The sequence below is a fragment of the Vibrio sp. R10-SG-ISO4 genome, from assembly GCF_059834135.1.
This window is the reverse complement of sequence record NZ_JCBDHJ010000002.1, coordinates 65,952-80,978: the sequence shown is the minus strand read 5'-3', so window position 1 is coordinate 80,978 and position 15,027 is coordinate 65,952. Positions and strand designations below refer to the sequence as shown.

Here is a 15,027-nt window from a genome sequence, read left to right as displayed (position 1 = left end):
CATTATTGCGTTGCCTCTATGGCTTGCTGCTTCGCTTTGGCGAGCTGTTCCGCTTTCACTTGGTTATAAATCCGGCTCAGTTCCAAGAAAGAGTAGCGGTGCTCGACATACTCATACACATTGAAGGAGATCGCGAGCTTATATAAAGAGATTGCACTAGCGAAATCCCCTTCGCTTTGATAGCGCTTGCCTAGGTAGAAATACGCTTCAGTGAGACGCTGAGCCAGCAACGTGTTATCACGGGTTCCCGCTAAGATCGCTTTAAACGCTTGCTGCTCCGACACTTCACCTAACGTGATCGCCACCAGCACCCATCCCCACTGCTCATCTCGGTCATGATAACGCTCAAGCAAGGTCGTACGGGCTTGCTCTGGTGCGCGCTCCGCTTCAATGATGTAGAGCCACAGCGCTCGAAACGGATCACTCGGCTCCTCGGCAAAATGCTTGTTCATGTCTTCAAGAGCAAGATCAAGTCGATCGCCATAGTACAAGGCAATAGCTCGATTGCGCGCCGCATAAGAGTTCTCAGGATCGAGCTCTAACGTCGAATCGAACGCATCGTACGCTGCGTCGAATTCACCAATTTGGGTAAAGTAGACGCCAAGCAGGTTAAACAGATCGGGCTGCGCGGGATTGAGTGACAAAGACTGATTGAAATCGAGTCGAGCTAAGTCACGCAGACCAACACTGTCATAGTAGTTTCCACGCTCATAAAGCATCTTCGCCCGCACATCATCATTCAGATCCGTACGTTGCAGTAACTGACTCAAACGCGCTATTTGCACTTCCTGTTGAACACTGGCTTGCAGAGGGACAGCCATGGGAGGGTAGAGCCACTCCGCATTTTGGTGAGACTGAGTGGCACAACCTGCGGTAATGAGAAGGGTCAGGCCTAGAGTTGCGGTTTGAAACCATTTCACAAATAGATACTCCTGTAGCTAAGCGAGGCTTAGCGAAATCCCTGAAAATAATAAAGGGAGCGTAATGCTCCCTTTATAACATGCTTTTAGAGTAATAATCTAATTTACCCCCTTAGGAGGCAAACGCGATTATGCGTCAGACGCTGGCTTCTCTTCTGCCGCTTCTTCCGCTTTCTCTACCGCTTCTTTCATGCTTAGACGAACGCGGCCTTGACGGTCAATCTCAAGCACTTTCACTTGAACTTCTTGACCTTCTGCAAGGTAGTCAGACACTTTCTCTACACGCTTGTCAGCAATTTGAGAGATGTGTACTAGACCATCTTTACCTGGAAGGATTGTTACAAATGCACCAAAGTCAGCTAGACGAGCCACTTTACCCGTGTAGATGCGACCAACTTCAACTTCAGCCGTGATCTCTTCGATGCGGCGGATAGCTTCTTTCGCTGCCGCGCCTTCCGTTGCTGCAATCTTGATAGTACCGTCGTCTTCGATTTCGATAGTTGTACCTGTCTCTTCAGTTAGAGCACGGATAACTGCACCACCTTTACCGATAACGTCTTTGATCTTCTCAGCGCTGATCTTCATAGTGTGGATACGCGGAGCGAACTCAGAGATATCTTCACGAGCACCAGAGATAGCTTCATCCATTACAGATAGGATGTGCTTACGTGCACCTTGTGCTTGGTTAAGCGCAATTTGCATGATCTCTTTAGTGATACCTTCAATCTTGATATCCATCTGAAGTGCAGTAATACCAGTGTTAGTACCTGCTACTTTAAAGTCCATGTCACCTAGGTGGTCTTCGTCACCAAGGATGTCAGAAAGAACAACGAAATCGTCGCCTTCTTTAACAAGACCCATTGCGATACCCGCAACAGAAGATTTAATTGGTACACCAGCGTCCATAAGAGCTAGAGACGTACCACATACAGAAGCCATTGAAGAAGAACCGTTAGATTCTGTGATTTCTGATACAACACGTACAGTGTATGGGAACTCGTCTACTGATGGCATTACCGCAGCAATACCACGCTTAGCTAGTTTACCGTGGCCGATTTCACGACGCTTCGGAGAACCTACAAAACCAGTCTCACCTACACAGTATGGAGGGAAGTTGTAGTGTAGTAGGAAGTGATCTTTACGCTCACCTGTTAGCTCGTCGATGATTTGAGCATCACGCTGTGTACCTAGAGTCGCCGTCACTAGCGCCTGAGTTTCACCACGAGTGAATAGTGCGCTGCCGTGAGTACGTGGAAGCACACCAGTACGTACGTCTAGCGCACGAACCATGTCTTTTTCACGGCCGTCGATACGTGGGTTGCCCGCGATGATGCTGCGGCGAACCACTGTCTTCTCTAGATCGTGGAAGATAGTGTGAATTTCTTTAGTGTTTGCTTCTGGATCTTCAGCAAGCAACACTTCGTTCACTTCACCTGCAATAGCGTGGATACGGTCGTAACGCGCCATCTTTTCAGTGATTTGGTAAGCTTCTACTAGTTTAGCTTCTGCAAGTTCTGCAATCTTGTTTACAAGCGCAGTGTTCTCTTCTGGAGCAACCCAATCCCAAGCAGGAGTCGCCACTTCAGCTGCGAACTCATTGATCGCATTGATAACAACTTGCTGTTGGTCGTGGCCGTAAACCACTGCAGATAGCATCTCTTCTTCTGTTAGGTTGTCAGCTTCTGACTCAACCATTAGAACAGCGCCTTCAGTACCCGCTACAACTAGGTCAAGCTTAGACGTTTCTAGCTCTGTGTTGCTTGGGTTAAGAACAAGTTGACCATCAACGTGACCAACGCGCGCTGCACCGATAGGACCATTGAATGGGATACCAGAGATAGCTAGCGCAGCTGAAGTACCAATCATAGTTACGATGTCTGGCTGTACGTCTGGGTTAACAGAAACAACAGTTGCGATAACTTGTACTTCGTTTTTGAATGCATCTGGGAATAGAGGACGGATTGGACGGTCAATCAGACGAGCCGTCAATGTTTCGCCTTCAGAAGGACGACCTTCACGCTTGAAGAATCCACCTGGGATTTTACCCGCAGCGTAGGTACGCTCTTGGTAGTTTACTGTTAGAGGGAAGAAGTCTTGACCTTCAACCGCTTCTTTTTTACCTACGACAGAAACGAATACCGCGGTATCGTCCATAGTGACCATAACGGCAGCCGTAGCTTGACGTGCAATAACGCCAGTTTCTAGAGTAACTGTGTGGTTACCGTACTGGAACGTTTTAACAACTGGTTTTTCGAACATTGTTATTCCTTGTGTCTAGGTTCACGCCGTGATGCGAAACCTAAAAAGAGTGGATTAAGACTCAAGGCATTACGAATTAAACAGTCTAGAGTTTAGTTTCTAACTCCCAACCTAAGGGCTAAGTTATCGGTGAGAAGCTGGAAACTAAATTCTATGACTGGCCCAAATGGCAATTGTAATGCAATGAGCTAATTGAAAATCCTAATCAGGATTTGCCGCCCGTAGTATAACGGCATAAATGAGGTTTGGCTAAATTTAGACAACAAAAAAGGGGCTATAAGCCCCTTTTTTACAAACTATTCTATGCAGACGCTGATTAGCGACGTAGGCCTAGACGTTTGATTAGCTCTTGGTAGCGACCTAGATCTTTACCTTTTAGGTAGTCTAGAAGCTTACGACGGCTAGAAACCATACGTAGAAGACCACGACGGCTGTGGTGATCGCCTTTGTGAGCTTTGAAGTGACCTTGTAGGTGGTTGATAGAAGCTGTAAGTAGAGCTACTTGAACTTCTGGTGAACCTGTGTCGCCTTCAGAGCGCGCGTATTCTGCAACGATTGCTGCTTTAGTTTCTGCATTCAGAGACATCATTCTCTCCTAATAAGAGTAAGTTAATATTTGTGCCAGCCAATCTCTGATTCAGCCGACACGAGGAGCGCGAATTATAGGGGATGCGACTAGGCGGTGCAATAAGTATTTTGGTTATCACGGGTTGCACCCATGGTGGATGCGGTAGCGCCGCGGCGACAAAGGGTGCCCTGCGGCATTTTTCTGATAAACTGTCGGGCAAACAGTATTCTAGTGAAAATGAACAGGATTCATTATGAAAATCGGTATTATCGGCGCGATGGCGCAAGAAGTTGCGATTCTAAAAGACGCGTTAGACAACGTTCAAACCACGACTAAGGCAGGCTGCACCTTTTATGCAGGTCAACTTCACGGTGTGGATGTCGTATTGCTGCAATCTGGCATCGGTAAAGTGGCCGCGGCCGTCGGCACCACCTTGTTGATCAGTGAGCATCAACCAGACGTCGTGATCAACACTGGCTCTGCGGGCGGGTTCGACTCATCGCTAAATCTTGGTGATGTCGTGATTTCGAGTGAAGTTCGCCACCATGACGCCGATGTGACCGCGTTTGGCTATGAAATGGGCCAAATGGCCGGCCAACCTGCTGCGTTCGCGGCGGATGAAAAATTGATGGCCGTCGCTGAGCAAGCACTAGCAAAAATGGACGACAAACACGCGCTACGCGGTCTGATTTGTACTGGCGATGCGTTTGTCTGCACCGCAGAGCGTCAAGCCTTTATCCGTACCCACTTCCCATCTGTCATTGCCGTAGAGATGGAGGCTTCTGCCATTGCTCAGACGTGTCATCAGTTCGCGGTGCCTTTTGTTGTCGTCCGCGCAATCTCTGATGTTGCAGACAAAGAGTCACCGATGAGCTTTGAAGAGTTTTTACCTCTGGCTGCGCAAAGTTCTTCGGAAATGGTGATCAATATGGTTCAGTTACTGAAATAAGCGCAGTGGAGCATCATGGAAGATCTGTTCACTCAATTCTACGCTGGGGGCGCACTGCTGGTGATGTGGGGCGCCCTGCTTTGCAACTGGCTGCTTCCTTTCCCCAGAGAGGCGCACCCTGCAATCCTCTGGCACAAATTTGCCGAGCAGTTAGCTGAGAAGGTCAATACCCGCGCCAGCTACTCGCAAAGCCTCATCTCTGGGACACTGGCATGGGGCTTAATGATACTGCCGACACTGGCGGTCTTAATCGCGCTCAAACCCTTGGTTTGGCAACCCGCCCTATTCGAACTCGCGTTTTTGCTGCTGGCGATAGAGTGGCGCAATACCCAACGTTTTGGCCGCCTCTTTGTTGAAGCGCTCGCTCGCAATGATAAAGAGCAAGCTCGGCTGCTTATTCGCCCCTATCTCAATCGAGAAACCCGTCCGTTGTCGCTACTTGGGCTTGGGAAAGCGGGCGTAGAAACGTTGACAATGTCGTACGGACGCAATCTGATTGGCGTCTTATTTTGGTATGGCATCTCTGGTGCGACTGGCGCCTTTTTGTATCGCATGTGTGTCGAACTGGCGAGGGCATGGTCACCTTCTCGTGAATACTTTCATCCATTTGGGCTACCCGCGGTGCGCGTTGTCGCGATACTCGACTGGTTACCGCTGCGCCTTTATAGCCTCTTTATATTGCTGGGTCAGCGTAGCCGTGCGACTTATCTCTTACTGAGAGAGCAAGCGAGGCAATGGCCGTTACCTGGCCCGGCTTGGCTATTGGTGAGTGTTGGCGCGAAGCTGGAGTTGTCGATGGGTGGGCCTGCCATCTACCCCACCGATGCCAAACATCAAGCGAGCAAAAAGCGTATCCGAGCGAAACTCGGCGGGCGAATCGCCCCGTCAGCCATTCATGTTGCCCAAGTCCTGACTTTACTCAACCAACGATTACTCGTCTGGTTTGTGTTACAAAGCCTGCTTATGGCAATGATTTATCAAGGATTCTAATGAGATTGCGACCTCTTTTCGCGCTGTTGGTACTGACTAGTGCCCCTTCGTGGGCCATCGAACGCATCGTCAGCTTGTCCCCTCACACCACTGAGTTGGCGTTTAGTGCTGGGCTTGGCGATAAACTGATCGGCGTCTCCGAGTACAGCGATTACCCTGATCAAGCGCAGCGCATAGAGCGAGTCGCCAACTACCAAGGCTTTAAGCTCGAGAGAATCATTGCCTTGGAGCCGGATTTGATTCTCGCGTGGCCGGGCGGAAATCCCGCCAAGGAGCTCGATAAACTGGCTCAGCTTGGCTTTGAGATTTATTACTCACAAGCGCACTCCATCCAAGACATCGCAGACAATATTGAACGCTTAGGGCAGTTTGCTGACGACCCATCGGTCGCCAAACAGCGAGCCGAGCAGTTTAGGCAAACGCTGAATGATATGGCTCAGCGCTACGACACCTCGCAACCTGTACGCTATTTCTATCAATTGAGCGAATCACCCATCATCAGTATTGCGCAAGGAAACTGGCCGAGCGAAGTGTTTACTTTTTGCGGCGGCGTCAATGTGTTTGAAGATGCAGCCATGCCCTACCCTCAAGTGGGAATGGAGCAAGTGCTGCTCGCCAATCCTGAGGTCATGTTTACCTCCGAGCACGCCATTGCCAATGGCAGCATGTGGCAACGTTGGCAGAGCGAGTTAACTGCCGTTCAAGCCAACAACGTATGGTCACTCCACTCAGACTGGATCAATCGACCCACTATGCGCACCCTCAAGGCCATTAAGCAAGTGTGTGACTATTTTCAGCAGGCGCGAGAAAAACGCTAGCGATGGCGCGAGCCTTTCCCTTACAATTGCGCCTCCTGTTTTTGCTGCAAATGAAGAGAAACTCGTGTCATGGACACTATGCTGCTCTACTTTTTTGACTTATTCGGTACGGCTATCTTTGCTATCTCTGGCGTCCTGCTGGCAGGCCGTTTAAAAATGGATCCCTTTGGCGTAGTGGTACTGGGTAGTGTGACGGCCATTGGTGGTGGCACCATTCGAGATATGGCGCTGGGTGCCACGCCTGTGTTTTGGATCACCGATACCAATTACTTGTGGGTGATTTTGTCGACCTGCTTGCTGACGATGTTGATCGTCCGCCGCCCTAAGCGCGTGGCGTGGTGGATACTGCCGGTATGTGATGCGATTGGTCTGGCGGCGTTTGTCGGTATTGGCGTGGAAAAAGCCATGGTCTATCAAGATTCGGCTTTGGTGGCCGTCATCATGGGCGTGTTAACCGGTTGTGGCGGGGGCATCATACGCGACGTGTTAGCCCGAGAAGTCCCAATGGTATTGCGCAGTGAAGTGTACGCGACGGCCTGTATTGTCGGCGGCGCTTTTCACACAACCGCCCTCAGCATGGGTTATGACACCAACACCGCTTTCTTATCAGGCGTCTTGTCTACCTTGCTGATTCGTCTAGGGGCGATTCGCTGGCATTTATCACTGCCCACCTTTGCGATTAACCGCTAAATCGCGTTAAACCAACATATAGAAACACAACAAAAAGGTCACTACGATGAGTGACCTTTTTGCTTAATCTAACGCCGATCTAGACGTTATTTTTGCACGCGGCGTAGAACCTGCTTCAGTGCGTCAAAATCGTTGCCTAAATCTTCAGACAAGAGTTCCATCGCAGCATGCTTGGCGAGAGGGCCTGGCAGTTCGATGTCGGTATCCAAAATCTCATCAACCACTTCTTTGAATTTGGCAGGATGAGCGGTACAAAGGAATAACCCCGTTTCGCCCTCTTGAAGCTGCTCATCCAATACGCGGTAAGCAATCGCGCCGTGTGGCTCACATAAGTAACCCAAAGAATGCAACGCTTTGACTGACTGAGCACTTTGGTCATCAGAAACAGCGCCTTTACCTAGTGTCTCCAAGCCCCACTCTTTGACGCGGCATAGCTCTTCGATGCGCGGCCAGTTGTTTGGCTGGCTGACATCCATCGCATTGGAGGTTGTCGCGACAGTTGGCTTAGGATCCCACTGACCGGTCTCTAGATAACGTGGCACAGTATCGTTGGCGTTCGTCGCCGCAATGAAGCGTTTGATCGGCAAGCCCAACGCTTTTGCGAGTAGACCGGCGGTAAGATTACCAAAGTTACCACTTGGTACTGAGATCACTAGGTTCTCACGCTCGGCTTTACTCAACTGAGCAGCCGCTTCAAAGTAGTAACAGATTTGCGCCATTAGGCGGCTGATGTTGATTGAGTTAGCAGAGTTAAGACCAATCTCTTCACGCAGCGCTGCATCATCAAAGGCTTGCTTTACTAGTGCCTGACAGGCATCAAAATCACCATCGATAGCGACAGTATGGATATTTTGACCCAAGGTACAGAACAGCTTCTCTTGCAGTGGGCTGATCTTACCTTTCGGATAAAGGATCACCACATTGATGTCTTCCATACCATAGAAGGCATGGGCTACCGCTGCGCCCGTATCACCGGATGTGGCCGTTAAAATGGTAATTTTACCGCCATCAGACACGGCTGCTAAAGATTGCGCCATAAAACGGCCGCCAAAGTCTTTGAACGCCAGCGTTGGACCGTGGAACAACTCTAGTGCGTAGACCCCATCTTTCACTTTGTTGATCGGTGCTGGGAATTGGAATGCCGCATCCACCATCGAATGCACTTGCTCTTGCGTCAGTTCATCGCCGATCAATGCCGACAAAATCTTAGTGCTACGAGAAACAAAATCCTCTGCTAAAAGCGCATCCACATCATCAAATGTTGGCAGTTCGGATGGAAAAAATAGGCCTTGATTGCGACCTAACCCTTGGCGAACGGCTTGGCCAAAGGAAACTTGTTCATCATTTTCTTTTATGTTGTAAAGCTTCATAGCTCACTTCCTGTTACTGTCGATCCTTGTTTGTTCAAACGACAAACATGGACGAATCCTTCTTCATTTTGTACGTAGTTCTGCTCGAGCCAATGAGCAACCCGCTCGGCGACGTCTTTGTCTTTGCAAACACTAAATAGTGTGGGACCACTTCCTGAAATGCCCGTTGCTAAGGCGCCCGCCGATGCCGCGTATTTACGCGCATCCGCAAAACCAGGCAGCAGTTTCTCACGATATGGTTCTGCGATCACGTCTTTGATCATTTTCGCAGCCAACTCAGGCTGACCCGAGTGGCACGCATGAATAAAGCCCGCCAAGTGGCGACCGTGAGCAATAATATCTTGACGGCGGTACTGAGCGGGCAAAATAGCGCGCGCTTGTGCCGTCGACACTTTAATGCCCGGGTAGGCCATTACCCAGTACCAATCATCAAAACAAGGCACTTCTTGGCTGATGATACCGAGCTCTTCTAACATCAACTGCACACCACCTAAATAGCAGGGAGCAACGTTGTCGTAATGGATACCACCGGAAATCTGACCTTCCATTTCCCCCATCAACGCTAGTAGTTCGGTTTCATCTAAAGGCTGTCCATGAAAACGGTTAAGCGCATCCAATGCCGCGACAATAGAACAAGCGCTTGAGCCAAGCCCTGAACCAATCGGCATGTTTTTCTCTAACGTCATCTCAACCGGCAATACGGTCTGCCCTTTTTTGTCCAGCTCTCGCGAGAACACTTGCCAGCAGTGATAGACAATGTTCTCTTTCGCATCACTCGGCAGCTTATCGACGAAGCGACCTGCGGTGCGTAGGTCAAACGCGTCATTCCCAGCTTTCACCAATACACGATCACCAAGTAAGGTGCCATCCACCGGTGACACCGCGGCGCCAAGCACATCAAACCCCACACTGACGTTACCAATTGACGCTGGGGCGTATACCACTACATCCATACCACGACTCATTACACTACACCCCTAATTTCCAGCCAAGTGTACGCATCACGTCAGCAAAGACGCCCGCGGCAGTCACTTCCGTGCCCGCACCATAGCCACGTAGAACCAAAGGAATGGGCTGATAGTAACGGCTGTAAAACGCCAGCGCATTTTCACCATCTTTGATTTTGAACATAGGGTCGTTCTCATCAACCGCCGCCATGCTAACGCGGCACTCTCCATCTTTGATTTCACCGACGTAGCGCAGTACTTTACCCTCTTGGGCAGCCTGCTTTGACAGTTCTTGGAAGTAAGCGTCCGCTTGAGGAAGACGTGCCATGAACTCGTCTACCGTACCTGAATCATCAAAGCCTGGCGGCAGCGCCTGATCGACCACGACATCTTCAAGTTCAAGATTCATACCCGCTTCACGAGCCAAGATAAGCAGCTTACGTGCGACATCCATACCGGACAAGTCGTCACGTGGGTCAGGCTCGGTAAAGCCATTCTCTTTAGCGATATTGGTCGCTTGGCTCAACGTCATGCCTTCATCCAATTTACCGAAGATAAAAGAGAGAGAGCCCGACAAAATACCGGTGAAGCGCTCAAGTTCGTCACCCGCTGAAATCAGATTTTGCAGGTTTTCTATAACTGGAAGGCCGGCACCAACGGTTGTTTCGTACATTAGCTTACGACGAGAGCTACGCGCGACATCGCGTAACTGATGATAATAAGCCATGCTCGCCGTATTGGCTTTCTTATTCGGAGTAACGACGTGGAAACCCGCCGCCAAAAAGTCCGCATATTGGTTAGCAATCGCTTCGCTCGAGGTGCAATCAACCAAGACTGGGTTGATGATGTGATTACGTTGAACGGTTGAGATAAGGCGCGCTAAGCTGAACTCTTCGCTTGCGCCATTCATACGATCACGCCAGTGATCCAAAGGCAGCCCGTCACTATCAAGTAGCAAACCTTTACTATTGGCAAGGCCGCAGACACGAAGCACGATGCCTTTTTCTGCTAACTTGGCTTGTTGACGCTCGATTTGATCCACCAACTCACCGCCCACACCGCCGACACCGACAATAAAGACATCAAGGAAGTGCTTTGAGTTAAATAGATTTTCATGACACGCTTTGATCGATTCAGAGATCTTATCTTCTGGAATCACCGCCGAGATTGCACGCTCAGAGGAACCTTGTGCAATCGCAACAATATTGACGTTCACTTCCGCAAGCGACGAGAAGAACTGAGAGGCCACACCGCGTGATGTGCGCATGCCATCGCCCACTAGGGTCACAATGGCAACGTTATCAATAAAATCTACCGGCTCGAGCAAGCCATCTTTCAGCTCCAACTCAAATGCATCAGCGAGCGCTTTTTGCGCCAGCGCTTTATCTTGCGCTTCGATACAGAAGCTGATGCTGTACTCTGACGATGACTGAGTGATCAAGACGATAGAGACGCCCGCCGATGACATGGCACCAAACACACGACTCGCCATGCCCACCATACCTTTCATACCAGGACCGGAGACGTTAACCATAGTCAAATCGTTGAGCGTCGTGATACCTTTGATCGCCAGCTTGTCTTCGCCCGTATCTTGGCCAATCAAGGTACCTGCACCTTGGGGGTTAAAACTGTTTTTGATGAGGCAAGGGATATGGAATTGAGCAATCGGTGCAATCGTTTTGGGATGCAGTACAGACGCGCCAAAGTACGACAATTCCATCGCTTCTTGGTAACTCAGTGACTTAAGCAGACGCGCATCATCAACTAAACGTGGATCGCAGTTGTAGACACCGTCAACATCTGTCCAAATCTCGCAGCAATCGGCACGCAAACATGCCGCCAACACTGCGGCAGAGTAGTCCGAGCCATTGCGGCCCAACGTGACCAACTCACCTTTGTCATTGCCCGCGGTAAAGCCCGGCATAATATTGACATGGCCTTGTGGAAGCGGCTTCTGACGAAAGTTCTGGGTGGAAATCTCCACATCTACCATGGCTTCAAGTGGCTCACCTTTTGCAAAAAGGTACTCAACCGGATCGATCAAGCTTGCCGCTTGACCTTTCGCTTCCAAGACGGCTTTCATCAATTGAATCGAGACGCGCTCACCTTTGCTGATGATGCGAGCATTCACGTTATCAGGACACATCCCCAGTAGGTTAATGCCATGAACAAATTGACGCAGTTGAGAGAGGGAGGTTTTCACTTGATGGTTATAGGCACTGCCATCGATCGAAGGCAGCACTTGTTTGATGTCTTGGAACAGGTCGCGGAACGAATCTTCAAGCTCGGCGATTTGCAGTTCAGACTCTCCGTTTTTCAACGCTGATTCAATCACAGCCACGAGCTTGTTGGTTGTTTTACCCGGTGCGGAGAGCACCACGGCCACTTCTTCTTGTTGGGCATTATTGGCAATGATATCCGCCGCTCTTAAGAAGCGGTCGGCGTCCGCCAAAGACGAACCGCCAAACTTTAATACACGCATCCCTTCCTCCAAATGATAATAAATGGGTATAAAAAAAGGCCTGTATCTTGTTGGATACAGGCCTTTTTTTGAATTTCCTTCGCTTAGCAGCCTGCCCCAACATAAATAGTGTCGGTAATAATAATGGTTGTGGTCATTACTGAGCTGTTAAACATATTTGATTCTACTTGATGTGTTTGCTTCACATAGGTTTAACCTATTTGTGAATAGTGAGTCAACGAAAACTTGCTATTTTTTCATTTGTTTATTCTTGCACCAGGTTCACATCCGCCGACCATAGCAATCAGGCTCATAGCAAATCATCCACAGACGCTCTGCCTAATAACCAAATGCTATATAATTTCTGCTCAATACGGTGCACTTTTGTGCTTTAATGATAATTACCCTTCCGTTATGACTTGAAGGACAATACACCTCAAGCGTAATGTGGGCAGTGGAGAAAACAGCACGAATCAATCGAGCGACAACGAAATAGCCATGAGCTAAAACCACATAACCATAAGCTAAGGAGTGGCGTATGAAAACGACAATCGGCCTCTTGCTGCTGCTTACTACTTTTTCGTCTGTTGCCGCCACCTTGCCCCCCTTGCCTGCCTCGCAACACACGTCACCGCACAAGCTCTTCCTTTCGAGTGAAAATGACAGCTTAGATTTTGACTCTTGGAAAATTGATGGCGGGTACTCTTATTCTCTGTTCGACAACATCGATCTCTATGTCGGTGCGCGTCTCAATCAAAGTGACACAAACAGTGAATCAGGATTTCTTAGTGGGGTGAGTTACCAGCTTACGTCGCGTCTCTCTGTAAAAAGTACTTTGCACTCTTACAGCATAGAAAGTGTGGATGAAGGGAAACGTCAGCCAGCGCTCTCAGCCGAAGTCTCTAGCCGAATGAAGCTGACTGAAAACCTCGATATTCATGCCACTCTCGATTATCAAGAGTGGCAACAAGGCGTTGAGGTCGGGTTAGGCTTTCGCTTCTAACTCCACTCTAACGCCTCAGAAGACATCAAGACGCCATTCCAATCCGCGTAAATATAGTCGCCCGGTTGAATCATCTGGTTTTGTATGGTGAGGGTCACGTTGACTTCACCCGCACCGCGCTTCTCAGTCTTGAAAGGGCAGGTACCTAGCGCTTTTATGCCTAGCTCCATTTCAGCCATTGTCGCGACATCACGTACCGCCCCATGAACAATGACCCCTTCCCAATTGTTTTCGATCGCCATGATCGCCAATTGATCGCCGAGTAGCGCTTTTTGACACGAACCATGCCCATCGACCACCAGCACCTTTCCGCTGCCATCTTGACTCAGCATGTCTCGCACTTTGGAATTGTCGTGATAACAACGAATAGTGACGATCTCTCCCCAAAAAGCCAACTTACGGCCAAAGCTTTGAAGCGGTAACTCAAGCAGTGTCACTTTGTCTTCGTGCTGATCACAAATATCAGGCGTAATATCCATTGTATATCCTCCATGAAACATTCAATTGTTAAAACTGATTCTCTGACGTTCGCTTCGTAACCCCAGAGGGTAAATCGACCTTTATAGGCATCGAGTGCGCCACTGCCCTAGCGATTCTTGTCGACCATCAGGCAAACAAGATACCAAGATCAACGTCTCTCCTTGGACGTAGTAAATGGCATTTTGCCCAAAACGGTTGGCCAATGAAAGCGCGGTTTGCATCGGCATCGTCACCGCCAGGCTCTCTTCGCTCCATTCAAAACGGCTATCCCCTACCAAGACTTCACTCCATGCTGCGCCGCCTAGACTTGTGATCATCGCCTGCTGCCGAAGGCGATTTTGCTCTAAGGTAAGGCGTTGGCTGGCGGGGTTCCACGCCGTCACGATGGCGAACGCATCAACAGGTGGCGTACTGATAAATCGGAAAAATGGCTCGCGATAGGCTTGCCACAGCTGAGCATTGATTGTCATATCGTCAACAGTTTTACATTTACTCGAGACTATTAATATTTGTTACATTAGAACTCTTGATATAAATCAACAAAGTGATTGGAATTAACATTTCTGCATTGTTAGCATGCTGTTAACATTATAGAATCCGCTTCAACGACTAATGGGATACAGAGGACTAAGGGACCTCGCTGCAAGTCTGTTAGACACCAAGGATGGCGGGCAACTAAAGGCAGTGTAATTTTAAAGTCTTTGGTTTATTATCAACAAGACATTACCTGTATGTTATGTTTTTGCCTAGAATTTATTCTATTAGCACAGTTTTTTCACAAGTTTAGGTACCGCCAATGCAAACCCCGCACATTCTTATTGTTGAAGATGAGCAAGTAACTCGTAACACTCTAAAGAGTATTTTTGAAGCAGAGGGATACGCTGTTTTTGAGGCCAGTGACGGTGAAGAGATGCACCAGGTTCTGTCTGAGAGCCATGTAAATCTGGTGATCATGGATATTAACCTGCCTGGTAAAAACGGCCTGCTACTGGCTCGTGAGCTGCGCGAACAAGCCAATGTGGCACTGATGTTCCTAACAGGTCGTGACAATGAAGTGGATAAAATTCTAGGCCTAGAAATCGGTGCGGATGATTACATCACCAAACCATTTAACCCACGTGAATTGACCATTCGCGCGCGCAACCTGCTTAATCGTTCGATGAACGCCAGTGCCGTGCAAGAAGAAAAACGTAGCGTTGAGAAGTACCAGTTCAATGGTTGGGTACTGGACATCAACAGCCGCTCACTGGTGAGCCCAAGTGGCGATGGCTACAAGCTGCCTCGTTCAGAATTCCGTGCCCTACTGCACTTCTGTGAGAACCCAGGTAAGATCCAAACTCGCGCTGATCTTCTGAAGAAAATGACCGGCCGTGAGCTTAAGCCTCATGACCGTACTGTTGATGTTACGATTCGTCGTATTCGTAAGCACTTTGAATCGGTATCAGGCACGCCTGAAATCATCGCGACTATTCACGGTGAAGGTTACCGTTTCTGCGGTGATTTAGAAGAGTAATCGACATCTCGCAGTCAACATAAAAAATGGAGCCTAAGGGCTCCATTTTTGTTGGGTAT

At 49.1% G+C, this 15,027-nt stretch carries 14 protein-coding genes and 1 other annotated feature; of the genes, 6 read left to right on the top strand and 8 right to left on the bottom strand.

Annotated elements, in window-relative coordinates; all coding sequences use genetic code 11:
* Positions 1-2: 2 nt before the first annotated feature.
* From nlpI to rpsO, 3 genes are all read right to left on the bottom strand, one after another.
* Positions 3-920, bottom strand: coding sequence for a lipoprotein NlpI (nlpI, locus tag AC6R03_RS01335; protein WP_500631793.1), 918 nt, complete (start codon positions 918-920; stop codon positions 3-5).
* A gap of 129 nt (positions 921-1,049) precedes the next feature.
* Complete coding sequence (gene pnp / locus AC6R03_RS01330; RefSeq protein ID WP_500631794.1) at positions 1,050-3,179, bottom strand: polyribonucleotide nucleotidyltransferase; 2,130 nt, start codon at positions 3,177-3,179, stop codon at positions 1,050-1,052.
* A gap of 316 nt (positions 3,180-3,495) precedes the next feature.
* The gene (rpsO, locus tag AC6R03_RS01325) at positions 3,496-3,765 is read right to left on the bottom strand and encodes a 30S ribosomal protein S15 (protein WP_032551549.1); all 270 of its coding nucleotides are present in this window, start codon (positions 3,763-3,765) and stop codon (positions 3,496-3,498) included.
* Positions 3,766-4,000: 235 nt separating this feature from the next.
* Between rpsO and mtnN the strand changes: the two genes are divergently transcribed.
* The 4 genes from mtnN to AC6R03_RS01305 all read left to right on the top strand — a co-directional run bounded on the left by mtnN (position 4,001) and on the right by AC6R03_RS01305 (position 7,194).
* A complete protein-coding gene (gene mtnN, locus AC6R03_RS01320) occupies positions 4,001-4,696 on the top strand; it encodes a 5'-methylthioadenosine/S-adenosylhomocysteine nucleosidase (RefSeq protein WP_500626482.1) in 696 nt (231 codons plus the stop codon).
* Positions 4,697-4,711: 15 nt separating this feature from the next.
* Positions 4,712-5,686: a cobalamin biosynthesis family protein gene (locus AC6R03_RS01315; RefSeq protein WP_500631795.1), complete on the top strand. Its 975-nt coding sequence runs from the start codon at positions 4,712-4,714 to the stop codon at positions 5,684-5,686.
* Entirely contained in the window at positions 5,686-6,504 is an 819-nt protein-coding gene (gene btuF, locus AC6R03_RS01310; RefSeq protein WP_500631796.1) for a vitamin B12 ABC transporter substrate-binding protein BtuF, read from the top strand. Before AC6R03_RS01315 ends, btuF begins: the two co-directional genes overlap by 1 nt.
* A gap of 69 nt (positions 6,505-6,573) precedes the next feature.
* Positions 6,574-7,194, top strand: a complete 621-nt coding sequence (locus AC6R03_RS01305; protein ID WP_500626479.1) for a TRIC cation channel family protein — start codon at positions 6,574-6,576, stop codon at positions 7,192-7,194.
* An 86-nt stretch (positions 7,195-7,280) separates the two neighbouring features.
* Here the strand turns inward: AC6R03_RS01305 and thrC are convergent, their stop codons facing one another.
* Genes thrC through thrA form a run of 3 tightly spaced genes read right to left on the bottom strand, consistent with a single transcriptional unit; the run spans position 7,281 to position 11,993 of the window.
* Positions 7,281-8,564 carry a threonine synthase gene (gene thrC / locus AC6R03_RS01300; protein WP_500628943.1) on the bottom strand — a complete coding sequence of 428 codons (1,284 nt, stop codon included), beginning with the start codon at positions 8,562-8,564 and terminating at the stop codon, positions 7,281-7,283.
* On the bottom strand, positions 8,561-9,517 hold the full coding sequence (gene thrB, locus AC6R03_RS01295) for a homoserine kinase (RefSeq protein WP_500631797.1): 957 nt from the start codon (positions 9,515-9,517) through the stop codon (positions 8,561-8,563). Before thrB ends, thrC begins: the two co-directional genes overlap by 4 nt.
* Positions 9,518-9,533: 16 nt before the next feature.
* Positions 9,534-11,993: a bifunctional aspartate kinase/homoserine dehydrogenase I gene (gene thrA / locus AC6R03_RS01290; RefSeq protein WP_487901359.1), complete on the bottom strand. Its 2,460-nt coding sequence runs from the start codon at positions 11,991-11,993 to the stop codon at positions 9,534-9,536.
* Between the two features lie 29 nt (positions 11,994-12,022).
* Positions 12,023-12,144 (bottom strand) — a sequence feature (Thr leader region).
* Between the two features lie 366 nt (positions 12,145-12,510).
* Here thrA and AC6R03_RS01285 point away from each other — a divergent pair.
* Complete coding sequence (locus AC6R03_RS01285; protein WP_500631798.1) at positions 12,511-12,975, top strand: hypothetical protein; 465 nt, start codon at positions 12,511-12,513, stop codon at positions 12,973-12,975.
* Here the strand turns inward: AC6R03_RS01285 and AC6R03_RS01280 are convergent.
* Together AC6R03_RS01280 and AC6R03_RS01275 are read right to left on the bottom strand one after the other, a co-directional pair.
* Complete coding sequence (locus AC6R03_RS01280; protein WP_500631799.1) at positions 12,972-13,454, bottom strand: putative 4-hydroxy-4-methyl-2-oxoglutarate aldolase; 483 nt, start codon at positions 13,452-13,454, stop codon at positions 12,972-12,974. The two genes, AC6R03_RS01285 and AC6R03_RS01280, sit on opposite strands and share 4 nt — an antisense overlap.
* Before the next feature lie 81 nt (positions 13,455-13,535).
* Positions 13,536-13,925 (bottom strand): DUF3293 domain-containing protein, encoded by a 390-nt coding sequence (locus AC6R03_RS01275; protein WP_500631800.1) that lies wholly within the window; start codon positions 13,923-13,925, stop codon positions 13,536-13,538.
* Between the two features lie 326 nt (positions 13,926-14,251).
* On the opposite strand from AC6R03_RS01275, the gene arcA reads away from it, so the two are divergent.
* On the top strand, positions 14,252-14,968 hold the full coding sequence (gene arcA / locus AC6R03_RS01270; RefSeq protein WP_334554234.1) for a two-component system response regulator ArcA: 717 nt from the start codon (positions 14,252-14,254) through the stop codon (positions 14,966-14,968).
* Positions 14,969-15,027 lie beyond the last annotated feature (59 nt).